The following is a 24,473-nucleotide window of genomic DNA, read 5'->3' as shown; positions in this document are numbered from 1 at the left end:
TTATTCAGCAGCAACAACTTGTAGAGTAACAGTAGCACTTACGTCAGTGTGAACTTGAATAACAACTTCAACTTCACCAGTGTTACGTAGTACACCGTTTGGTAGGCGAACTTCAGATTTCACTACTTCAACACCAGCAGCAGTAATAACATCAGCGATGTCACGAGTACCGATAGAACCGAATAGTTTACCTTCTTCACCAGCTTTAGCTTCGATAACAATTGCTTCTAGAGCATTTAGTTTCTCAGCGCGAGCTTCAGATGCTTTCAAAGTTTCAGCTAGTTTAGCTTCTAATTCTGAACGACGAGCTTCAAAAACTTCTACGTTAGCTTTAGTTGCAGGAACAGCTTTACCTTGTGGGATCAAGAAGTTACGTGCGTAACCTGCTTTAACATTAACTTGATCACCCAAACCGCCTAAGTTAGCGATTTTGTCTAATAGAATAATTTCCATTACCTTTCCTCGATTAATTCGATTGAGTTAGGCTAGTTGCAAACGCCGATTTACTTATGTAAATCAGTGTATGGCAATAGAGCCAGGTAACGAGCACGTTTAATAGCGCGTGCAAGTTGACGTTGGTATTTAGCGCTTGTACCAGTAATACGACTAGGTACAATTTTACCACTTTCAGTGATGTAGTTTTTTAATGTTGCTGTATCTTTATAATCGATCTCAACAACACCTTCCGCTGAAAAGCGGCAGAATTTACGACGACGGAAAAAACGTGCCATAACATTATCCTCGTGATAACAAATCAATTTCAGAAGCATGAAGTACCAATCGATATGAACCGTTGGCCGCTTTGTGGCTATTTATAAAACCACTTACTCTTACTTCACACCCCATACTTATATGCGATGAATCTTGCTTCAAAATATCGCCACTGGCAACTACTGCTATTTGGCAATAGGCTTGGCGAGAAAATCCAGCTTCTTGTTGCTGCGAACGATGCTCTAGCCAAAATTGGCAATGTGCAACACCGGCCGGACTGGTAGAGCGTTTTGGTGCGCGTAATACTCGCCCCTGCAAAACCAACCTATTTTCAGACATAAGGTCTTATTCTTCGCTAGCTGACTCTTCTTTAGCTTCTACTGCTGGAGCTTCTTCAGCTGCTGGTGCTGCTTCTTCACGACGAGCTGGACGCTCTTCGTCACGACGAGCTGGACGCTCATCTTTAGCTTTAGCAATTGGAGAGATCTCTGTAACAGCAGACTTAGTGCGCATGATCATGTTACGGATAACAGCATCGTTGAAACGGAAAGCAGTTTCCAATTCATCAACAACTTCTGCGCTAGCTTCGATGTTCAAAAGAACATAGTGGGCTTTGTGCAATTTTTCGATTGGGTAAGCCAATTGACGGCGGCCCCAATCTTCCAAGCGATGGATGCTACCGCCGTTATCTGTGATAACTGCTGAGTAACGCTCGATCATACCTGGAACTTGTTCGCTCTGGTCTGGGTGGACCATGAATACGATTTCGTAATGACGCATGATTGCTCCCTACGGGTTATAGCCTCGTTCATGGTACAGCCGAACCGAAGAGGCAAGGAACTAAAAGTAAAATGGCTGTTTTAGGGGCGCTGATTTTATGTGAAGGCGAGAATTTAATCAAGCTAAATTAAAGCCTCTGAATGAGATTCCACTCAGAGGCTAGTAACTCAGTATTTTTGGCAGGGTAAATTGTGTATTAACGGCGCTGGCGTACCGCTTCAAACAGGCAAATTCCTGCTGCAACCGATACGTTTAAACTTGATACTGCACCTAGCATTGGCAACTTCACTAATTCATCGCAGGTTTCGCGCGTTAAACGGCGCATCCCACGGCCTTCTGCACCCATTACTATCGCCATTGGGCCTTGTAACTTAGTGTCATAAATAAACTGTTCAGCCTCACCCGCCGTGCCAACTACCCAAACACCTAGCTGCTGCAATTCGCGCAGAGTTCTCGCAAGGTTTGTTACCACCACTAGCGGTACGGTCTCGGCTGCGCCGCAGGCTACTTTGCGCACAGTGGCATTTAATTGAACCGATTTGTCTTTTGGCACAATTACCCCCGCCACACCGGCAGCGTCAGCATTACGTAAACATGCCCCCAGGTTATGTGGGTCGGTTACTCCATCTAATACCAAAAACAGTGGAGCCGAGCTTGATTCCACCAGCTGCTTTAAATCATTTTCGTTGTAACCACGACCCGCTTTTACTCGCGCCACAATGCCTTGGTGTTGCGAACTTTCGGCTTTGTCGTCTAAGGCTTTACGTGGCATAAACTGAACCGAGGCGCCCAATCGACGCAGCTCATTCAGCAAGGGTAATAAACGCTCATCTTGACGCCCTTTTAAGGCATATACTTCGATAATTCGCTCTGGGCTGCGCTCTAGCAAAGCTTGCACTGCGTGCAAACCATAAATAACTTGTTGGCTCATGTTTAATTCTTCTGTTGTTTAACAGCGTTACGCTCTTGTTTACCAGGGCGCTGCTTACGTTTCTTTTTAGGCTTTTTGCGCGTTTTGGCATTAGCCTCATTATTTGATTTTGCCTTTTTGGCCGCAGGATCACGTTGCTGCCAAGGGCTAAAGCCACCTTTGTTCTCGCTGCTACTCTCATTGCTCTTCGATTTAGCAGTACCACGGCGTTTGCCTTTATTTTTACTGTCACGATGGCGTTGTTTCTTTTTACCATCCCTAGAGCGTTCGGAATCGCCGGTTGATTTAGCAAAGCGTTTGCCACGACCGCCATCTTTGCCAGTTCGCTCTGGGCGGTCAAATTCGTCGTCCTGACCATCTTTATTAACGATGACAAATTCCATTTTACGATCGGCCATGTTTACCGAGGCTACTTTTACTGTAACCGCATCACCAATTCTAAAGCGCTTGCCGGTTTTCTCTCCCACCAAGATCTGGCGAGCGGCATCATAATGATAATAGTCGCCACGTAAAGAGTTGATATGTACTAAGCCATCAATATGAAACTCATCCAAGCGGGCAAAAAAGCCAAAACCGGTGACTGCCGCAATGGTTGCGGGTAACACGGTGCCCACGTGATCTTGCATGTATTCACATTTAAGACTGTCGGACACTTCTCGGGTGGCATCATCGGCGCGACGTTCGGTCATTGAACACACTTCGCCAAACTTATCCATTTCATCATCTTGATAAGAGTAACCACCGGTAACCGTCCATTTGTTTTTAACGGTTTTGCCGGCGGCCTCAGCTTCTAACTTATTAACTAGAAACTTAATCACTCGGTGCAATAACAAGTCTGGGTAACGACGAATAGGTGAAGTAAAGTGGGCATAAGATTTAAGCGCTAAACCAAAGTGGCCAATGTTGTCAGGTTGATAAACTGCCTGCATCATTGAGCGTAATAACATGGTTTGAATCAGCTCAAGATCAGGTCGCTCTTGAATGGCTTCAACTAGTTTAAAGTAGTCACTCGGCTGTGGTTCTTCACCTCCACCTAATGGCAGGCCTAACTCATTCAAGAAACCTCTAAAATTAGTCAACCGCTCTTTACCGGGGCGATCGTGCACCCGATATAAAATGGCTTGCTGATGCTTTTCTACAAACTTAGCCGCTGCCACGTTTGCCTGAATCATACACTCTTCAATCATTTTGTGTGCATCATTACGGGTTAGCGGAACAATTTGCTCAATTTTGCGTTGGGCATTAAAAATAAAACGGGTTTCTTGCGTTTCTAGCTCAATACCACCGCGCTGGGCACGGCTTACTTTTAAAGCGCTGTATAAGCGATGCAGCTCTTGCAAGTGCGGAACTTGCTCGGCGTAGCGTTGGGCTAAAGCTTCATCACCATCCAGAATCGCTGCCACTTTGTTATAGGTAAATCGCGCATGCGAGTGCATTACCGCTTCATAAAATTTATAACCCGATAAACGGCCAGCAGCAGAAATGGTCATCTCTGCCACCATACATAAGCGGTCTACTTTTGGGTTAAGTGAACACAATCCATTGGAGAGTTGCTCTGGTAACATAGGGATAACTTGGTCTGGGAAATACACCGAGTTACCACGATTTAGTGCTTCTTTATCGAGTGCGGCATCGGGACGCACGTAATAAGACACATCTGCGATGGCTACCCACAAACGCCAGCCGCCAGACTTTTTCGCTTCGCAATATACTGCATCATCAAAATCGCGAGCATCTTCACCATCAATGGTAACCAATGGTAGTTCACGCAAATCAACGCGGTTTTGTTTAGCCGCATCATCCACTTCTTCTTCAAGCTTACTAACGGCTTTAGTGACCGCTTTTGGCCACTCATGGGGAATATCGTGATTACGCAAAGCAACTTGCACTTCCATACCCGGTGCCATTTTTTCACCGAGAATATCAATCACTTTACCTACAGCCAGTTTGGGAGCCGAAGGGCGACTAAGCACTTCAATCACGACCACTTGGCCTTGGCGAGCACCTGCTGTGTCATTTTTGCCAATGAGAATATCTTGGTTAATTCGAGAATCGTCCGGCACTACATAGCGGTGATTACCCTCAACAAAAAAGCGCCCCACTAACTCTAATTTACCTGGTTTTAATACACGAATGACTTGACCTTCACGGCGACCACGCTTATCCATGCTAGATGGCGCTGCCAACACAAAATCGTTATGGAAGACCTTGCGCATTTCTTTTGCGGGTAAGAATAAATCGGTGCCTTCTTGGGTGGTTTTTAAGAAACCAAAACCATCACGATGACCAATAACGGTTCCGGTCACTAAGCCTAAACGCTCAGGTAAGGTATAAGCACCAATCCGGGTAGTCACTAAGGCACCTTCATCAAGCAACTCAGCAAGGCTTGCCGAGAATTGGCTTCGTTGTTCTTCACTGCACAAGGCTTTGAGCCAATCTTTAGAAACGGGGGCCATTTCTTCTGTTAAGGCAGCGAGTAAGGTCGATTTTAGTGTGGCCGACACAGCCTGATTTTGCATTAACTAACCTACTAAGTTGAGCAATAAAAAGTATTACTCTTCAAGAATAGCTCTATGTTAATGCTTTGCGCGTGGCTTTAGTAGGGTTGGTTGCTTGCTTTAGCTTTAACCACTACATATTCAGGCATTTTGCTGGCAAGCGCGGCCAATAATTGGCTGGCTTCTCGGTGAGTTTGTTTGTCGGCAATGATTGAATGATGTAACCAGCGATAAGCATCTTCGTAATCGTAAGGGCTGCCTTTGCCTTCTACATAGAGAGATACTAAGCGCAACTGAGCGGGTAGAAAACCTTGTCCGGCTGCTTCACGTAATAATGGAATAGCTTTGGCGTAATCTTGCTGAACTAAGGTACCGGTTGCGTAATAGCGGCCTAGTTGCTCCATGGCCGCAGCTAAACCTTGATTAGCCGCTCGCCACATGTACATAACGCCAAGCTCAGGATTTGAATCAACACAGACTCCCCATGCCAGCATATCACCCCACAAAAACTGGTAAGCTGGAATAGCGACTTTTTCGGCCCGTGCCTCAATATCTTCAACTAACTGGCAATCGTCTGCTTTCACCCGAGCAAGGTGCTGATTGTTGTTAATCCAAGTAATTAACTCGTCTTGCTTATAAAGCTGAACCGCTTCAATATCTGATGGACTGGTGTATTCGGTAGGATCGATAGTGACCGGCTCAGCTTGCTGTGCTGGCGTATCTAATTCATCATCCACTGACAAGGCATCAATAGATTCTGCAAAGGCCGCTGAACTTATTCCCGCAGCAAGAAGTAGTGAAATGATCTGCTTATTCATAGCCGTTCCTATCGTCTTAACACTTAAGCTATCGGCATCATGCCAAAAAACTAAAGCCACTTTTATCCTTGCTATTCTAAATGGCTTTTTCAAAGCTAAAGCTAGTTTAATGCCTCGTTAAGATTAGTTTAGCTCAAGCGCTACGGCGCAAAAAATCAAGAAACAAAAGCTTTATAGTCAACCATTTACACTAAAAATAGGCACAAAAAAGGAGTGCGATGCACTCCTTATTTGGAACTAAGATTTGCAATTAAACAAATTCTACGCCTTTATCGATGTCACCATGTAAGGTATCTAACATGCCGTCAATTGCAGCTTTCTCAAATGCACTAGTCTCACCGTAAGGTAAGATTTCAGCAACACCCTGAGGGCCCAAACGTACTGGTTGAGCAAAGAACTTAGCATGTTCACTGCCACCATCAACGTAGGCACACTCAATTACGTCTTCGCCTTGAGCGGCTTTAACTAGAGACAAACAGAAACGTGCAGCTGCTTGGCCCATAGAAAGCGTAGCGCTGCCGCCACCCGCTTTAGCTTCAACTACTTCAGTACCGGCGTTTTGAATGCGCGTGGTCATCGCAGCAATCTCTTCATCGGTGAATGAAATACCATCTAGCTGAGATAACAATGGCAAGATAGTTACACCACTGTGGCCACCAATAACGTTTAAGTTAATGTTGGCAGGGTTTAAGCCTTTTGCTTCAGCAATAAATGTTTCAGAGCGGATTACGTCAAGTGTAGTCACACCAAACAATTTAGCAGGGTCGTATACACCGGCTTTTTTCAATACTTCTGCAGCAATTGGCACAGTAGTATTAACAGGGTTAGTGATAATACCGATACACGCTTTAGGGCAAGTAACAGCGACTTTCTCGATAAGGTTTTTAACAATCCCAGCATTGATGTTGAATAGATCTGAGCGATCCATACCTGGCTTACGCGCCACACCAGCTGAAATAAGAACGATATCGGCACCTTCTAGGGCCGGGCTTGGGTCTTCGCCCGCAAATCCTTTAATGGCCACTTGTGTAGGGATGTGGCTCAAATCTACAGCAACACCTGGTGTTACTGGGGCGATGTCGTAAAGCGAAAGTTCAGAACCAGCGGGTAACTGAGTTTTTAATAGTAATGAAAGGGCTTGGCCAATTCCGCCTGCAGCACCTAATACGGCAACTTTCATCAAACTTCTCCATGCTTTTTGTAGTTGTAGAGGGGATGTCTATAGAGACAGCTGACAAGATAACGGAATCCGCCTCAAAATACAATTTAGCAACATTTTTAAAGCAAGTTTAAAACAGGAAAAGGCTGCCTTAATCACACTTTAACAATATGGCTTAAGACCTTGGTCTAACAGTATTTGTTAGTTAAAAAAGGACTGATATATTGTTTGGTAAGTACCATTATTTTTTAACACTTTAAGCGCATGGTTGATTTGATTCAGCAGGTCTTCGTCTTGCTTGGAAATAGCCATTCCTAAACCACTGGCAGGATAGCTTTCGTCTACTTGAGTAACAAAATTTGGATGACTCGCTAACCAGTAGTGCGCGGCAGCGGCATCCAAAAACACCGCATCTATTTTCGTTTGTTCTAAATCATTAAGTGCCAATTGGTAACTGGGATAAGCAATCGACAAAATATCTGGCCGTTGCTCACGTAAAAAACGCATAAAGCTAGATCCACTTTGTACCGCCACCACAGCGCTATCAGCGATCTTTTGCTTCGAACCAGTAATATACACCGCCATGTTGTCAAAATAGGCATCACTAAAGTTAACTAACTGTTTGCGCTGCTCGGTGATATCGAGGGCAGAAATAGCTATGTTGTAATGCCCCGCCGCCACACTGGTGAGCAGGCTATCAAAGGGCTGGTGATAAAACTCGCACTCTCTATTTATTTGTAGGCATATCGCTTTGGCTAGCTCAATGTCAAAACCTACCAGTTGCTTTTGCTCGTCAAAGGCTTCAAAAGGCGGGTAAGAGGCTTCGGTAACAATTCGCAGGGGTTTATCTTCAGCAAAGGCTGAACCAAAGATCAAAACAGGAAGAAGAATGAAAAGTTTAATCCACATAATCAACTACTCATCGAGCCGGATGGGGCTATCATAATTCAGCTTAGCAAAGGCTCACAACTAATTGTTATTAAATGCAATAATAATTCTGTGCCGGAGTATGCATTTATATGCATAAAACTAGAATAAAGTTGAATTAGAGTAAAAAGTTGGCGACAATGACAACGGATTTATAAGCTCGGATCACCGATGAAATATAGCGATAAACAAGAACAGTTAATAAAAGCCTTTAAATCACTGTTAAAAGAGGAACGATTTGGCTCGCAAGCCGAAATAGTGACCGCCCTGCAAGAGCAAGGTTTCGAAAACATTAATCAATCGAAAGTGTCACGCATGCTAAGTAAATTTGGCGCGGTGCGTACGCGTAACGCAAAAATGGAAATGGTTTACTGCTTACCGGCAGAATTAGGAGTTCCAACCGTTTCTAGCCAACTTAAAATCTTAGTATTAGAAATGGATTTCAATGACGCACTCATCGTTATCCACACCAGCCCCGGCGCAGCTCAACTAATCGCCCGTTTGCTAGACTCATTAGGCAAAGCTGAGGGTATTCTTGGCACCATTGCTGGTGATGACACCATTTTTATCACTCCTACTCGCCAAGTAGATATTGCCGATGTCTTCCAGTCTGTGAAAGAACTCTTCGAGGTTGGCTAACTACGCCTAATTAGCTTCCCTAAAGCGATGCTTTAGGGAAGACAAATGCCGCATCCCTATCTACCGATAACCATACTTTTGTGCCAGCACTCGCTTGCCAATGATCGCGCATTCGCGCGTGAATCACCCGCTCAGGCATATTGCTTAGTTGCAATCTAAAGTGAGTTTCGTTACCCATTGCATGCACTGATATCACTGTAGCTTCTATCTGATCTTTGTTTTCTAGCTGATGCACAACAATGTCTTTTGCACGCACTATAATCTCGGCTGTTTGCTGATTTTCTATCTCAGTTGCAGAAAACACTCCAAGTGGCGTGTTAACTTTGTTTTCCTCCACTGTTACTTCAAAGCGATTGCTAGGGCCAAACAAGGCTGCAACAAAAGCATTTTTAGGGTGATTGTAAATCTCCTGAGGACTAGCATTTTGCACAATTTCCCCCTTCTCCATTACCACAATTTTGTCAGCAATAAACATTGCCTCTAATGGGTCGTGAGTCACCATTACTGCAGGGGTATTGGTCTTCTTCAGTACATCAAGGGTTTCTTCTCGCACTTGTTGACGAAGGTGTTCATCAAGTGCTGAAAATGGCTCATCTAACAACAACGTACTTGGCTCTGGCGCTAATGCGCGCAGTAAGGCAACCCGTTGCTGTTGGCCACCCGATAGGGTATGCGGAAAGCGTTCTAATAAGCCCTGCATACCCATATTGTCTAAGCTTTCTTTAATCCAACGAGTCCGTTTAGCAAGATCTTGTTGCTTGCGTAAACCGTACTCGATATTTTTACGCACACTCATGTGAGGGAATAAGGCATAGTCTTGGAACATCATGCCAATGGCACGTTGCTCTGGCGCTAAATGAATCGCTTGCTGGGGCGCAGCCACTAGCTTGTCTTGCAAGTAAAGCTCGCCGCTTTGCAGTCGCTCTAAACCGGCAATAAGACGTAATAGTGTGGTTTTACCGCAGCCAGAAGGCCCAAGTAAGGCAACAATTTGATTTTCGCTCACTTCAATGCTGACATCTTTTAATGCCTGTTGCTCACCATAAAAATGATTAACTTTGCGTAAAACAATACTCATTGCGGGTTTATTGTCCTTGTGGGCGACGTTCAGAAGAACCGATATTTCGACTCATAATAATAACCGGGATAATGCCCGCCAGTAATATAGTTAATGCAGCCAAAGCGCTTTGCTCAAGCTGTTCTAAAGAGGCTAAATCCCATACTTGGGTTGATAAAGTATCAAAATTAAACGGCCTTAGAATCAAGGTGATAGGTAACTCTTTCATGGTATCTACAAATACCAGTAACATGGCGGTAAGTACGCTTGGCCGAATTAATGGCAGATGAATACGCCAAAGGGTTTTGCCTGAGCGACTGCCAAGAATACGTGAAGCATCATCCATCTCAGGAGTAATTTTGGTAAGGCTTGCGTCGAGAGTACGGTAACTTAAAGCGATAAAACGCAGCGAATAGGCTAGTACCAAGGCGCCACCGGTGCCCGTGAGCAGTAACCCGGTGGGATAATCAAACCAAGCTTTCATCAAGCTATCAACAGCATTATCAAACACACCAAGCGGGTATAAAATCCCTACCGCTAGCACCGCACCGGGGATGGCGTAACCTAAGGTAGCGGCCTCTGCGATACTCCGTATTTTATTACTTTTAGATAAACGAACTCCATAGGCTAACAACAAACCTAAAATCGTCGTTAGCAACGCAGCCATAATCGCCAGAGAAAAGCTGTTCCAAGCGCTGCTTAAATATAGCTCTAAGCCTTGGTCTAAATTGCGCAATGCATAATTAGTTAACACCGTGATTGGCAAAATAAAACCAAGGCTAATCGGCAATAAACATAAAGCGGTCGCGAGCCACGCCTTGAAGCCCGAAAGCGGTTCGGCAAACATAGCGGGAGATTGACCGGTTAGCTTATAAAACTTACCAGCGTTGCGGCTATAGCGCTCCAAACCCAGCAGCAATATAGAAAAACTCACCAGCAGTAAGGCTATTTGAGCAGCGGCCGACAAACTGCTCATATTTAGCCATACATCAAATATTCCCGCAGTTAACGTAGGCACTGCAAAAAACTCTACCGTGCCATATTCGTTAATGGTTTCCATAAGCGCTAATGTAACCCCAACCACAATGGCAGGTCGCGCTAGTGGCAATGCTACCTTAAAAAAGCTCTGAGTTTGACTTTTGCCTAGGCAGCGGCTCATTTCAAAAAGCTGTGCAGCTTGCTCCACAAAAGCAGCACGAGCTAACAAATACACATAGGGATATAGCACTAAACTCAATACCGCAATGGCGCCTTGAATAGAGCGTATTTCCGGGAACCAATAGTCTCGTGCGGTTTGCCAGCCAAATAGAGCGCGCAAGCTTTTTTGCACAAAGCCTGCGTATTCAAGCTGATCGGTGATAACGAAGGCGAGTATATAACTAGGCACCGCTAAAGGTAGCAACAGCGCCCAAACCAAAACCGACTTCAGAGGGAAGTTAAAGCGCGTGACTAACCAAGCCGCACCAGTGCCCATTAAACTAGTAAACAAGGCCACGCCTAAGCACAGCACTAGGGTATTTTTAACATAAATCCAAAATACCGTATCCAGCAAATGCCGCCATATATCTTGGTTATTTGACCATGATAGGGCAAAAATAGTAACGATAGGAACCATTGCTAAAGCTGCAATGGCCATAGCAAGCCATACCCATGGGTCAAAGCGTAAACGAGCTAACGAGAAAGGCGAAGTTGAATTAGCGGTAGTGCTCATAGCTTCCAAATAAAATAAACGGCACGAAACCGAAAACTAATAAAGCTGACCTAAGGCCAGCTCTATCTATGCTTGCTAGTAGAATTGCAAGTTTAACAATCTTTACATGTCATAGCCAACACGGTCAACTAAACGTGCTGCTGCTGCACGTTGATCTGCCACTTCTTGCAGAGAAATGCGGTCAGCTTTAAAATCACCTAAGCTTTCAATAAACTCGTCAGTTTTAATGCCTGCACGAACCGGCTCTTCAAAGTTGGCGGTTGCGTATAAACCTTGCGCTTTCTCGCCTACTAAGAACTCTAACAACTTAATTGCGTTGTCTTTATTTTTAGCCGTTTTCAATAAACCTGCACCTGAAATGTTAATGTGCTGACCGCGGCCGCCAATGTCTTGGTCTAAGTATACAACACGGATCTGCTCAGCCCACTCTTGCTGCTCTGGGCTCTTACTGTTGTAGAACATCTTGCCCATGTAGTAACGGTTAGCAATCGCTAAGTCACACTGGCCTTCGAAGATGGCTTTAGCTTGAGCACGATCGTTACCCTGTGGCTTGCGTGCCAAGTTAGCTTTTAGACCTTTTAGCCACGTTTCTGCGGCAGCTTCACCGTCTTCTGCAATCACTGAAGCAATTAAACCAATGTTGTAAACATGCTTACCAGAACGGGTACAGATACGGCCTTGCCATTTGGGATCAGCTAAATCTTTAAGTGAATTAAGCTCGCCTTCTTTAACGCGGTCTTTATGAGCATAAATAACCCGAGCGCGTGTAGTAAGGGCAAACCATAAGTTATCTGGGTGGCGTAAGTGAGCAGGCACTACTTCATCAATAACTGGAGACTGAACCGCTTCAAATAAACCGGCAGCGCGCACTTCTTCCAAACGGCCTATATCAACAGTTAGTACCAAATCTGCAGGGTTGTTTTCGCCTGCCGCTTTAATCTTTTCAGCTAAACCTTTTTCAGCATGCACAACATTCACCTTAATGCCGGTTTCTTCGGTAAACGCATCAGTTAATGGTTGTAACAAGCTTTGTTGGCGGTAAGAGTATAAGTTTACTTCTTCTGCAGCTAAGGCTGGCGTGGCTGCCACTAGTGAAGCCAATACAGCCACTAATGAAGAAAATACTGATTTATTCACAAATGAGTCCTTCAATATATGTTAAACGCAAATCGTTATCATTTGACTTTAGATTAACATGGGATCACATCGTTGACTATGTTTTAAAACAAAAAAAGGCCCGCTAAGCGGGCCTTTTTTATTACTTTTTAATTTTAGCTAGAAGACTTAACTGTTACGAACTCTGGGTATGCATCGATACCACAATCAGCAATGTCCATACCGTTCATTTCTTCTTCTTCAGAAACTCGGATACCCATTACAGCTTTTAGGATGCTCCATACGATGAAGCTTGCTACGAATACCCATGCAAAGATAGTTAATGCACCGATGATTTGGCCAGAGAAGCTTGAACCATCGTTAGTCAGTGGAACAATCAATAGACCGAACAAGCCAACTACACCGTGAACTGAGATAGCACCAACTGGATCATCAATCTTAATCTTATCGAAGAATACGATAGACGCTACAACCAATACGCCTGCTACAGCACCAAACAGTGTAGCTTGAAGCGCAGTAGGAGTAGAAGGTTCAGCAGTAATCGCCACTAGGCCGGCTAACGCGCCGTTTAGTAACATTGTTAGGTCTGCTTTACCCCAAGTTAGCTTACACACTAGTAGTGCAGCGATTGCACCAGCCGCAGCAGCAGCGTTAGTGTTTAGGAATACCATTGCTACAGAGTGAGCGTTTGAAGCATCAGCAAGTTTCAATACAGAACCGCCGTTAAAGCCAAACCAACCCATCCATAAGATGAAAGTACCCACAGTAGCTAGCGGCATGTTAGAACCTGGAATTGGGTTAACCGAACCGTTTTTACCGTATTTACCTTTACGAGCACCTAGTAGTAATACACCGGCTAATGCTGCTGCAGCACCTGCTAAGTGAACAATACCTGAACCAGCGAAGTCAGAGAAACCAAGGTCGCCTAGGTTGTATAGACCGAATACGTCTGCACCGCCCCATGTCCAGCTACCTTCTAGAGGGTAGATGAAACCCGTTAGCACTACAGCGAAGATTAGGAATGCCCAAAGCTTCATACGCTCAGCAACTGCACCCGAAACAATAGACATTGCAGTTGCAACGAATACTACTTGGAAGAAGAAGTCAGAAGCACCTGAGTATACGCTGCCGCCTTCAAAGCCTTCTTCAGCTTTAGAAGCTAATACGCCACCTAGGTCAAAGGCTTCGATGCCTGATAAGAAGATACCGCCGTCATACATGATTGAGTAACCACAAATCAAGTACATGATACATGCGATAGAGTAAAGAGCGATGTTCTTAGTAAGAATTTCTGTGGTGTTTTTAGCGCGAACTAAACCAGCTTCTAGCATAGAGAAACCAGCGGCCATCCACATTACTAATGCGCCACACACCAAAAAGTAGAAGGTGTCGATGGCATATTGCAGTTGATAAATTTCGTTTTCCATAATTACTTCCCCGTAATCCCTGTTATTAGCTTGCTAAGGTTGCCCTTAGATAGCCTCTGCATCCATTTCGCCAGTACGAATACGTACTACGTTGCTTAAGTCGTATACAAAAATCTTACCGTCACCAATTTTTCCGGTGTAAGCAGCACTAGAAATAGCTTCGATAATGCGATCCACATTTTCTGAGCTAGTAGCAATTTCCAGTTTCACTTTAGGTAAAAAGTCAACTTGGTACTCGGCACCACGATATAATTCGGTGTGACCTTTTTGACGACCAAAACCTTTAACTTCAGATACGGTTAAACCATCTACGCCAACTTCGGCAATGGCTTCACGCACGTCATCCAATTTGAATGGCTTGATTATCGCGCTAATTAGTTTCATTTGAGCTCCTCCAAAGAGTCATCGATTAACTTTTCTCGAATAACAAAATACAAGGCTTGTGCCAAAACAAAATCAACCTTAAAAAACAATAACTTAAAGGCATTCACATAAAATACAACAAATACAAACGCACCATTATGGTGCTATATTTTTTAACAACGCTCCAACATGGTTCACATTTTAGTAGTGGTATTTTTATCAGCACTAATAAAGTGCAGCCAAGAGGTAATCAATCGTAGCTAGGCGAATAAACCGTAGATATAACAGGGTTAAGGTAATGAATTGAATGAATAAAAAAGTAACAAAGATAGGTTTATAAGATTTTCAAGCTAAATGATAATTTTGCACCATGTTAATAACTAGCTATAGATTTTAACAAATCAACAAAATCGTCATAGCCACAAGCACTATGCGCGGCATCTAAACTCATGGCATCTTGCAAGAGTGCTGGATTATCTGAAGCGTCGTCTTGAGAAACCTCGATACTCACTTCATCTAAATTGGCCACAAAACGGAACTCATCACTGTCTATGCGCAGCTCGGCTAAGCCAGACAACTTTTTCAGCCTGACCATTAGGGAAGAAACAAACTGACGATCTTTATTCAATTCACGCTCTAGCCACATCGAAAAACACCGATGTTCGTCACCGCAATCAATTAATAATGCGCCGTCCAATGAACGGCGAATCGTCAGTTCCATAGTTTCAGTCTAGTTACTTAAACAAGCAGACTGTAAGTTTACGCTAACTGCGCTATTTAACATAGTAGGAACAAGATCATAAGCAGCATTTGGCTTTAGTTTAAAGCGCATTGCTACGGCTGTTTTGATTTGTTTATCCAACACTTCAATGTTGAGCGGCTTAAGTACTAAACCTTGCACATCCATCAGAACATTAAAACCAAGCAATTGTTTACTGGCTTCAGAGGCTAAAGATAGAATAGCAATGTCAGAACTTGCTAACGTTTGACCAGTGCGGATAGCCTTAATTAGCTTTAAGCCTTCGGCATTAGCTAACTCGGTGTCGATGATCACAGCTTGGAACTCGTTGCTCATTAGTCGCTCATGCAACAAACCAGCATTAGAGAACATTTCTAGCTGTTTTAACTCGCCTTCTGTTTTCAAACTTTGAATTTTTTGGCAAGTTTCAGCATCACTTAATAGCAAGGCTTTTGCTTGAGTTTGAACTGGCTCCGGTTTTACACGGTTGGGTTGACCTACTGCTTCACACCTTGCTATGTAACCCTTTTTGGGAATGGTAGCGATGGTGAGTTCAGTATTGTTCAAAGTAGTGATTACTTTTCGTAACTGAGATATATGTTGGTTAATTGTATGGTCTGAGACACTCCGTCCCCATACAGCGTCAGACAAGTCATCTCTCCCCACAACTTGATTGACATGTTTACACAAATATCCCAACAAATGGGTTCTTAATGGTCCCAAATAGGCACTTTTATCCTTAAACGTAATACTATTTTGGCTCATATCTACGGCCAACGGGCCAACTACTACAACATCATTAAAGGACATATTGTCTTCCAACTGCAAGCGAATGAGCTAGTAAATCTAGCGGGCTCCTTTATACCAGTAAATGCTAAAATCATCCATATTTCACAGCACATAATAACGCAAATTATATTTATTTTATAATAAAATGCTCATAATTTTACTTATTTAGGCGTATATATAGTATCACTTTAGTGTGTTAATTGGCTATTGTGCAAAAAAAAACGCAGCCAAAGCTGCGTTTATTATGCGGTGAGAAAACTCTACACGGCGGCTTGAATAATCACTTGATCAGCCACTTTAGTGTAATCATTGATTTCATTAAAGTTAAGATAACGATAAGTATCGGCAGCGGTAGCGTCAATTTGCTTCGCATACTCAAGATATTCTTCTGGTGTTGGTAACTTACCCAAAATTGCAGATACAGCGGCTAACTCAGCAGAAGCCAAGTAAACATTAGCGCCAGTACCTAAACGGTTAGGGAAGTTACGTGTTGAAGTAGAGACTACCGTTGAGTTATCAGCCACACGAGCTTGGTTACCCATACACAAAGAACAACCAGGGATCTCGGTACGAGCGCCCACACGGCCATAAATACCGTAGTAACCTTCTTCAGTAAGTTGCTTTTGGTCCATTCGTGTTGGAGGAGCAACCCACATACGGGTTGGCAATGAGCCTGTATGCTTGTCGAGTAATTTACCTGCTGCACGGAAGTGACCAATGTTAGTCATACATGAGCCCAAGAATACCTCGTCAATCTTCTCACCTGCGACTTCAGACAACAAGCGCGCATCATCAGGGTCGTTTGGCGCACACAATACTGGTTCGTTGATATCAGCCAAATCAATCTCAATGATTTCTTTGTATTCCGCGTCTTTATCCGCTTCCATTAGCTCGGGGTTAGCGATCCACTCTTCCATCGCCGTAATACGACGTTCGATAGTACGACGGTCACCATAACCTTCAGCAATCATCCACTTAAGCATTACCACATTTGAGTTTAAGTACTCAATAATAGGCTCTTTACCTAGCTTAATAGTACAACCCGCTGCACTACGTTCAGCAGAAGCATCAGACAATTCAAAAGCTTGTTCAACCTTAAGATCTTCTATACCTTCAATCTCTAAGATGCGACCAGAGAAGATGTTTTTCTTGCCTTTCTTCTCAACCGTTAATAAACCGCGTTGAATCGCCGCATACGGGATAGCATGCACCAAATCACGCAAGGTAATACCGGGCTTCATTTCGCCTTTAAAGCGAACCAAGACTGATTCCGGCATATCTAAAGGCATCACCCCAGTAGCAGCAGCAAATGCCACCAAGCCAGAGCCAGCAGGAAATGAAATTCCAATTGGGAAACGGGTATGCGAGTCACCACCAGTACCAACAGTATCTGGTAACAACATACGGTTTAGCCAAGAGTGAATAACCCCGTCACCAGGACGCAGAGATACCCCGCCACGGTTCATGATGAAATCAGGAAGCGTATGGTGCGTAGTAACGTCTACTGGTTTAGGGTAAGCAGCAGTATGGCAGAATGACTGCATGGTTAAGTCTGCAGAGAAGCCCAAACAGGCTAAATCTTTCAGCTCATCACGGGTCATTGGGCCAGTCGTATCTTGCGAACCTACGGTTGTCATCTTCGGCTCACAGTATTGACCAGGTCGAATACCGTCTACGCCACAGGCTTTACCCACCATTTTTTGGGCAAGCGTAAAGCCTTTAGTTGAAGCAGCTACGTCTTGAGGGCGCTTGAATACTTCCGAAGGCGCAAGGCCTAGAGATGTACGAGCGCGGTCAGTTAAGCCACGACCAATAATAAGAGGGATACGGCCACCAGCGCGAACTTCGTCAAGCAATACGTCAGTTTTTAGCTCAAAGGTTGAGATAACTTCGTCAGTACCTGATTTTTTCACTTCGCCAGCAAACGGGTAAATGTCGATAACATCGCCCATACCAAGCTTTTCTACGTCTAGCTCAATAGGCAATGCGCCAGCATCTTCCATGGTATTAAAGAAGATTGGTGCTATTTTTCCACCTAAACAGAAGCCACCGCCACGCTTGTTTGGTACGTGAGGAATATCGTCGCCCATTAACCACAACACAGAGTTAGTAGCAGATTTACGCGAAGAACCGGTACCGACAACGTCACCTACGTAAACTAGCGGATGACCTTTTTCTTTCAAGGCTTCAATTTGCTTCATTGGGCCAATTGAACCCGCTTGATCAGGTTCTATACCTTCTCTGGCGTTTTTAAGCATAGCTAATGCGTGCAGCGGGATATCTGGTCGAGACCAAGCATCAGGAGCAGGCGATAAATCATCGGTGTTAGTTTCACCGGTCACTTTAAATACCGTAAGTGTTGATTTCTCAGCAAGCTCAGGGCGGCTTAAGAACCACTCTGCATCGGCCCAGCTTTGCATCACTTGTTGTGCAAAGTTGTTGCCCGCTTTGGCTTTTTCTTCCACGTCGTGGAAAGCATCAAACATCAATAAAGTATGTGATAAGGCTTTAGCTGCGATAGGTGCAAGCTCAGCATTATCAAGTAATGAGATGAGTGGTTCGATATTGTAACCACCTTGCATTGTCCCTAACAGTTCAGTGGCATACGCGGCAGAAACAATAGGAGAGCTTACTTCTCCAGCTGCTACAGCAGCAAGAAAACCGGCTTTAACATAAGCGGCTTCATCTACACCTGGGGGAATTCGGTTTGCTAACAAATCGAGTAGAAACTCTTCTTCACCGGCTGGGGGAGCTTTTAATAACTCTACTAATCCTGCGGTTTGTTCAGCATCGAGGGGTTTAGGTACAATACCTTCAACAGCACGCTCTTCGACGTGTTTGCGGTAGCTTTCTAGCACGGCTCGCTCCTTATTGTAATAATGCCCGTAGGGGATATCCATATATATGGGCCAGAGCGTTGCTGGCCACATGGGGCTGAGATTATAGCCGTTTTAACTATAAATTAAAATATCGACGTTTCAGCCAAGCTAACAAAAAAACAGTTAAATCATTTTATAACAACAACTTACAAACTTTATTATACTTTAGCCACAAGCGGAAAAGTTACAATTTATTCACATTTATCACTTATTTAGAAGTCATTGCCGATAAATAAGTATAAAGTTTGCTCCGATTCGTTATGCCCATAGGCAAGTACCACTGGCCCTAATACACTGGTGTCTAAAGCAGCAAAAATACTGCCGGCCCACAGCGCACTGCTATAAGAAATTTCATCAGAGCTATTCCATACTCCGCCGTTTTCTAAGGAGCCTCCGACAAAAACCGGCGCTTGTATTATAGGAGATTGAAAGTAATGCAGCTGATAAAAGTACATGAGGCCAGTTAGCGCCTTATAACGACCCGATAATTGCTCATACTTAAAACCAGAAAGACGTAAAAAGCCACCTAGATCTTGAGCATCCGTTGGCACTATAAAATCACTTCCAGCACTGCCATATTCACCAAACCAATTAAAATAATGCTTGTTCCAGCCAAATGGTACTTTCCAGCGGACCTCAAAGGTAGGCGCGAAGACACTTGATAAGCCTTGCACATCTTCGTGATAGAGGGTTAGACCAAGATCCAGCATTTTACCTTGCGTCGGAAAAGCCCAACTATTCAAGGTATCGTAATCAAATCTAAAATAAGGACCATATAGCCAATAGCTGGCATCACCACTAATCCCGTTTAACTCGATATCTCCATGCCTAGCGGCTACGCCAAGCCCCCACTCTTGCCACGGTTTATAATCCCAAGATAGCTGAGTGCGCAAAGTAATATCGCTAAAGTCAGCTTCAAGGTATTCAATGCCTTCATTTAAGCCGTATAAACGACGACTACGTTTATCGTATTCTACCGAAGCTAACCAAGTATATTTAAGACTGTTAGTAAATGGAGAGTAATATTCGCTAAATAGACGTTTTATCGAACCGATTTCAAACTCATTACGCCACTCTGCGCCATACTCGTTTAGGTTCGTTAAGGTAAATCCGAGGCCTAAGTTAGCTTCAGTACGATCAGAAAAGTTTTCTTGTAAACCAAGCTTCATATCAAAGTAACCAGGCCCCCAGCGCTTTTCCTGCGTATCTACATGAATAATATTTTCGCCTTGCTCTGTGCTAATGCGGTAATCGACTCTCTCGAAAGTTCCCAAGGCATATAGCTGACTAATTTTCTCTTCAAGTTGAGCCTTAGACAATAATTCACCTCGATTAAGTTTTAATCGAGTTAGAATCACTTGGTCGCTCAACGCTGAGTTGTTATTTAGTTCAATTTTACTCACCACAAATTGTTCATGTAATTTAAGTGTGGCCCTGCGCTCTTTAACCTTTTGTTGATAAGCCAAATAAACCTTGTCTTGATCAGCACTATGAATACGCTTTGCTAGCTGCCCGATAGGCCCGGCTGCCGCTTGCTTACCTCTTTCCACAGCTAAGGGCATTAGCTTGAAGTCTGCGGTATCGATGCCTGTCACATCAGGGGAAATAAGTAGGTCATCTGCGTCTAGCAGCGCAATTTGCCGTTCGGTACCAGATCGGGTAAGAAAAATTGACAGCTGGTCAACCATATCAACTGCCGTATTAAGCTCTTCTTGAGTTTTTAGCCGCGCACCAATATCCACTGCAATAATGATATCTGCACCCATTTCTTTTAATACATCCACGGGCATATTGTTGACCACCCCTCCGTCAGAAAGCTGCTTACCGTCAAGCTCTACCGGACGTAAAGCACCAGGCACCGACATACTTGCTTGCATCGCAACAGCCAAATCACCTTGCTTGAGGATGTAAGGAGTCATCGTGGCCATATCTGTGGCCACAGCACGATAAGGAATAGCCAACTCATCAAAGCTTTCTAATGCTTCTAAATTACTGGTGGCAGAGCGTAAAATATCGGCCATGGTTTGGCCTTGCACGGCACCTTTGGGTATTTGAACGCCGTCTTTATTAACCCCGATTGGTAAGGCTATTTGGTAGTCATCTTTTTGCTTTTTACTTCTTAGCGACAACTCACTGCGAGTGACATCGTCAACAAAGCCACTTTCCCAGTGAATTGAAAACGTCAGTTCTTCAATCTCTTGCGCGCTATAACCCATGGCGAGCATGGCGCCAAAATAGGCTCCCATACTGGTTCCGGCAACATAATCGACAGGAATTTGGTTTTCTTCGAGTAATTGAATAACCCCCAAATGCGCCGCGCCTTTTGCCCCTCCGCCACTGAGCGCCAAGCCTATTTTGGGGCGGGCAATAACAGATGATGAAAAAAGTACTAGCAATATCAGCCCTAAGGCCTTGTATGATAGCCGCATGCAGAGTCATTCCTTTGAAACATAAACAATAAAGGCAGCCTAAGCTGCCTTTATAACTGTAGATTTCTAGACTAATTCAGTCTATTTTTTCTTTTTCTTGGCTTTCGCATTTGGAAGGTCGGTAATGCTACCTTCAAAAATCTCTGCAGCCAAGCCAACCGATTCATGTAAGGTTGGGTGAGCGTGAATGGTTAACGCGATGTCTTCAGCATCACAGCCCATCTCAATCGCTAAGCCAATTTCACCTAACAATTCACCACCGTTGGTGCCCACTACCGCACCACCAATTACACGACCAGACTCTTTATCAAAGATCATCTTAGTCATGCCATCTGGACAGTCAGAAGCAATTGCACGGCCCGAAGCAGCCCATGGGAATACTGAAGCTTCGTAGTTAATGCCTTGTGCTTTAGCTTCTTTCTCGGTTAAACCTACCCATGCCATCTCTGGCTCGGTGTAAGCAATCGAAGGGATAACTTTAGGATCGAAGAAGTGTTTCTTACCAGAGATTACCTCTGCCGCTACGTGGCCTTCATGCACCCCTTTGTGTGCCAACATAGGTTGCCCTACGATGTCGCCAATAGCGTGAATGTGAGGCACGTTAGTACGAAGCTGTTTATCAACTTCAATAAAGCCGCGCTCAGTCACTTCAATACCAGCTTTCTCAGCATCTAAACCTAAGCCATTTGGTACACGACCTACCGCAACCAATACTGCGTCGTAACGTACTGGCTCATGTGGAGCTTGCTTACCTTCGTAAGTTACGTATAAGCCGTCTGTTTTCGACTCAACGGCTACCACTTTGGTTTCAAGCATGATGTTGAATTTGTCTTTCACTTTTTTGGTATAAGCACGCACAACATCTTTATCGGCTGCTGGGACAAGTTGATCAGCAAATTCTACTACGTCAATCTCACTGCCTAGTGCGCCGTATACGGTACCCATTTCTAGGCCAATAATACCGCCACCTAATACCAACAACTTACCAGGCACTTCTTTAAGCTCTAGTGCGTCAGTTGAATCCCATACACGTGGGTCATTGTGCGGAATAAATGGCAACTTAACCGGGCGTGAGCCAGCAGCAATAATTGCGTTGTCAAAGTTAATGGTGGTGGCTTCACCGTCATCACCAGTTACTTCTAGTGAGTTAGCGCCGGTAAACTTACCTAAGCCTTGTACCACTTTAACTTTACGCATTTTAGCCATACCATCGAGGCCGCCAGTCAATTGACTGATTACTTTCTCTTTCCAGGTACGGATTTTATTAATATCGGTTTGTGGCTCACCAAACACAATGCCGTGCTCGGCCAGTGATTTTGCTTCTTCAATCACTTTAGCTACGTGTAATAAAGCTTTTGATGGGATACAACCCACATTCAAACATACTCCGCCGAGGGTGGCGTAGCGTTCTACAATTACTGTTTCCAAACCTAAATCGGCAGCACGGAAGGCAGCAGAATAACCTGCAGGGCCTGCACCCAGTACTACCACCTGGGTCTTGATTTCCTTACTCATTGATGACCTCTTGGTATTGTTATGTTGTAAAGCTGCTGTAGGGTAAAAGTGTCAACCATGCAGCTAAACTGAGTTTACGGTTAATCGGTATAAAAAAGAAGAGCCGGGTGATAAACACCCAGCTCTTATTACTAAAGTACTAATCGGCGAATGTCGCCCAACAAGCCACTTAATGTTGAGATAAATCTCGCACCGTCGGCCCCATCAATCACTCGGTGATCGTAAGACAGTGCCAATGGCAACATTAGCTTCGGTACAAAGTCTTTGCCGTTCCACTTTGGTTTCATCTCACTGCGCGAAACCCCCAAAATGGCCACCTCAGGCGCATTTACGATAGGTGTAAACTGAGTACCACCAATACCGCCAAGGCTAGAAATAGTGAAACATCCGCCCTGCATGTCTGAAGCAGTAAGCTTACCCGCGCGTGCCTTCTTAGAAATTTCTACCAACTCTTCAGATAGCTGATAAATGCCTTTCTTATTCACGTCACGCACTACCGGTACAACCAAGCCGTTTGGCGTATCTACCGCGATACCGATATGGATGTACTTCTTCATGATGAGGCTATTGCCATCGTCAGACAGTGCCGAGTTAAACTTAGGCATGCTCTCTAAGGTTTTAGCAGCAGCTTTTAGCATGAACACTAGCGGCGTGATCTTAAAGCCTAACTGTTGCTTCTCAGCAATCACGTTTTGCTCTTTACGGAAAGCTTCCATTTCTGAAATGTCGGCTTCGTCAAACTGGGTAACGTGAGGGATTTTCACCCAGTTACGGTGCAGTGCAGGACCAGAGATTTTCTGAATACGTGATAGTGGCACTTCTTCCACTTCACCAAATTTAGAGTAATCAATGCTTGGCCATGCTGCTACGTCCATGCCTGAGCCACCAGCGCTAGCGCCAGACTCTAGAACTTTAACCGCTTGCTTAACGTAAGCTTGAACGTCTTCTTTTACGATACGCCCTTTACGGCCCGAACCTTTAACTTTGGCTAAATCAACACCAAACTCACGCGCTAAACGGCGAATTACTGGAGAGGCATGTACATAAGCACTATTCTCTACAAATTCACCCGATTTAGCTGGTGCACTCACAGGCTTACTTGCTGGTGCAGGCGCTGCAGCTGGTTTTGGAGCTTCAGCCGGCGCGGCTGGTGCGCTGGCAGCAGGTGCTGCAGAAGTGACTTCAAACACCATGATCAGCGAGCCAGTGTTAACTTTATCGCCAACAGCTACTTTAAGCTCTTTCACTACACCAGCGAAAGGTGCAGGAACTTCCATTGCCGCTTTATCACCTTCAACAGAGATAAGCGTTTGCTCTAGCTCTACGCTATCGCCAACGGAAACGGCAACTTCAGTCACTTCAACTTCATCATCGCCAATATCAGGGATGTTAACTTCTTGAAGCTGCGAAGCTGCAGGAGCAGCCGCTGGAGCCTCTGCCACAGGCGCAGCAGGTGCAGAACCAGCAACTTCAAATTCCATAATTAGCGTACCAGTAGACACTTTATCGCCTACTGCAATGCTAATGGCTTTAACCGTGCCAGCAAATGGCGCAGGTACTTCCATTGCCGCTTTGTCGCCTTCAACCGAAATAAGCGTTTGCTCAGCTTCAATTACATCGCCAACACTTACTGCTACTTCGGTCACTTCAACTTCATCATCACCAATATCTGGCACATGAACCAGTTCAACTGAACTTGCTGCAGGAGCCGCGGCTTCTGCCGGAGCTGCCGCTGGTTGCTCGGCTGCGCCTTCAGCTTCGAAGATCATAATTAATGCGTTAGTGGCTACGCTGTCGCCTACCGCTACTTTAATTTCTTTTACAACGCCAGCTTGAGAAGCTGGAACTTCCATTGCCGCTTTGTCGCCTTCTACCGAAATTAACGATTGCTCTAATTCTACGCTATCGCCAACTTCAACAAAGATCTCGGTCACTTCTACTTCATCAGCGCCAATATCTGGTACAAAAATTTCAATACTCATAGC

Annotated in this window: 21 protein-coding genes; 1 reads left to right on the top strand and 20 read right to left on the bottom strand. The window is 44.5% G+C overall.

Annotation, left to right across the window (positions count from 1 at the left end):
* The 9 genes from rplI to K5L93_RS13545 form a co-directional block, all read right to left on the bottom strand.
* Positions 1–453: a 50S ribosomal protein L9 gene (rplI, locus tag K5L93_RS13585; RefSeq protein ID WP_220720310.1), complete on the bottom strand. Its 453-nt coding sequence runs from the start codon at positions 451–453 to the stop codon at positions 1–3.
* A 50-nt stretch (positions 454–503) separates the two neighbouring features.
* Complete coding sequence (gene rpsR / locus K5L93_RS13580) at positions 504–731, bottom strand: 30S ribosomal protein S18 (RefSeq protein ID WP_016400825.1); 228 nt, start codon at positions 729–731, stop codon at positions 504–506.
* Between the two features lie 4 nt (positions 732–735).
* The gene (priB, locus tag K5L93_RS13575; RefSeq protein WP_040306936.1) at positions 736–1,050 is read right to left on the bottom strand and encodes a primosomal replication protein N; all 315 of its coding nucleotides are present in this window, start codon (positions 1,048–1,050) and stop codon (positions 736–738) included.
* 6 nt (positions 1,051–1,056) lie between these two features.
* A complete protein-coding gene (rpsF, locus tag K5L93_RS13570; protein ID WP_016400823.1) occupies positions 1,057–1,491 on the bottom strand; it encodes a 30S ribosomal protein S6 in 435 nt (144 codons plus the stop codon).
* Between the two features lie 196 nt (positions 1,492–1,687).
* Positions 1,688–2,422, bottom strand: coding sequence for a 23S rRNA (guanosine(2251)-2'-O)-methyltransferase RlmB (rlmB, locus tag K5L93_RS13565; RefSeq protein WP_220720309.1), 735 nt, complete (start codon positions 2,420–2,422; stop codon positions 1,688–1,690).
* Between the two features lie 2 nt (positions 2,423–2,424).
* Positions 2,425–4,941: a ribonuclease R gene (rnr, locus tag K5L93_RS13560; protein ID WP_220720308.1), complete on the bottom strand. Its 2,517-nt coding sequence runs from the start codon at positions 4,939–4,941 to the stop codon at positions 2,425–2,427.
* Positions 4,942–5,018: 77 nt separating this feature from the next.
* Positions 5,019–5,738 (bottom strand): tetratricopeptide repeat protein, encoded by a 720-nt coding sequence (locus K5L93_RS13555; protein WP_016400820.1) that lies wholly within the window; start codon positions 5,736–5,738, stop codon positions 5,019–5,021.
* Between the two features lie 250 nt (positions 5,739–5,988).
* Entirely contained in the window at positions 5,989–6,918 is a 930-nt protein-coding gene (mdh, locus tag K5L93_RS13550; RefSeq protein WP_220720307.1) for a malate dehydrogenase, read from the bottom strand.
* 180 nt (positions 6,919–7,098) lie between these two features.
* Positions 7,099–7,806, bottom strand: a complete 708-nt coding sequence (locus tag K5L93_RS13545) for a transporter substrate-binding domain-containing protein (RefSeq protein ID WP_220720306.1) — start codon at positions 7,804–7,806, stop codon at positions 7,099–7,101.
* A 189-nt stretch (positions 7,807–7,995) separates the two neighbouring features.
* On the opposite strand from K5L93_RS13545, the gene argR reads away from it, so the two are divergent.
* Positions 7,996–8,463, top strand: a complete 468-nt coding sequence (gene argR / locus K5L93_RS13540) for a transcriptional regulator ArgR (RefSeq protein WP_016400817.1) — start codon at positions 7,996–7,998, stop codon at positions 8,461–8,463.
* Positions 8,464–8,482: 19 nt separating this feature from the next.
* Here the strand turns inward: argR and K5L93_RS13535 are convergent, their stop codons facing one another.
* The 11 genes from K5L93_RS13535 to aceF all read right to left on the bottom strand — a co-directional run bounded on the left by K5L93_RS13535 (position 8,483) and on the right by aceF (position 24,470).
* On the bottom strand, positions 8,483–9,541 hold the full coding sequence (locus K5L93_RS13535; protein ID WP_220720305.1) for an ABC transporter ATP-binding protein: 1,059 nt from the start codon (positions 9,539–9,541) through the stop codon (positions 8,483–8,485).
* Positions 9,542–9,548: 7 nt separating this feature from the next.
* A complete protein-coding gene (locus K5L93_RS13530; protein WP_220720304.1) occupies positions 9,549–11,231 on the bottom strand; it encodes an ABC transporter permease in 1,683 nt (560 codons plus the stop codon).
* A 102-nt stretch (positions 11,232–11,333) separates the two neighbouring features.
* Entirely contained in the window at positions 11,334–12,368 is a 1,035-nt protein-coding gene (locus tag K5L93_RS13525) for a Fe(3+) ABC transporter substrate-binding protein (RefSeq protein WP_220720303.1), read from the bottom strand.
* Positions 12,369–12,502: 134 nt separating this feature from the next.
* Complete coding sequence (gene amtB / locus K5L93_RS13520) at positions 12,503–13,774, bottom strand: ammonium transporter AmtB (protein WP_016400813.1); 1,272 nt, start codon at positions 13,772–13,774, stop codon at positions 12,503–12,505.
* A gap of 45 nt (positions 13,775–13,819) precedes the next feature.
* A complete protein-coding gene (locus K5L93_RS13515) occupies positions 13,820–14,158 on the bottom strand; it encodes a P-II family nitrogen regulator (protein WP_016400812.1) in 339 nt (112 codons plus the stop codon).
* Positions 14,159–14,510: 352 nt separating this feature from the next.
* Positions 14,511–14,858, bottom strand: a complete 348-nt coding sequence (locus tag K5L93_RS13510) for a YacL family protein (RefSeq protein WP_220720302.1) — start codon at positions 14,856–14,858, stop codon at positions 14,511–14,513.
* A 9-nt stretch (positions 14,859–14,867) separates the two neighbouring features.
* On the bottom strand, positions 14,868–15,686 hold the full coding sequence (locus K5L93_RS13505) for a winged helix-turn-helix domain-containing protein (protein ID WP_220720301.1): 819 nt from the start codon (positions 15,684–15,686) through the stop codon (positions 14,868–14,870).
* 239 nt (positions 15,687–15,925) lie between these two features.
* Complete coding sequence (gene acnB / locus K5L93_RS13500) at positions 15,926–18,523, bottom strand: bifunctional aconitate hydratase 2/2-methylisocitrate dehydratase (RefSeq protein WP_220720300.1); 2,598 nt, start codon at positions 18,521–18,523, stop codon at positions 15,926–15,928.
* A gap of 233 nt (positions 18,524–18,756) precedes the next feature.
* Positions 18,757–20,973, bottom strand: coding sequence for a patatin-like phospholipase family protein (locus tag K5L93_RS13495; RefSeq protein WP_220720299.1), 2,217 nt, complete (start codon positions 20,971–20,973; stop codon positions 18,757–18,759).
* Between the two features lie 81 nt (positions 20,974–21,054).
* Complete coding sequence (lpdA, locus tag K5L93_RS13490) at positions 21,055–22,488, bottom strand: dihydrolipoyl dehydrogenase (RefSeq protein ID WP_220720298.1); 1,434 nt, start codon at positions 22,486–22,488, stop codon at positions 21,055–21,057.
* 131 nt (positions 22,489–22,619) lie between these two features.
* A complete protein-coding gene (aceF, locus tag K5L93_RS13485) occupies positions 22,620–24,470 on the bottom strand; it encodes a pyruvate dehydrogenase complex dihydrolipoyllysine-residue acetyltransferase (protein WP_220720297.1) in 1,851 nt (616 codons plus the stop codon).
* Positions 24,471–24,473: the final 3 nt, after the last annotated feature.

Origin of the sequence: Agarivorans litoreus, from assembly GCF_019649015.1 — a bacterium.
GTDB lineage: Bacteria > Pseudomonadota > Gammaproteobacteria > Enterobacterales > Celerinatantimonadaceae > Agarivorans > Agarivorans litoreus.
Note: the sequence above shows the minus strand (reverse complement) of the source record. Positions and strands in the feature narration are given on the sequence as shown.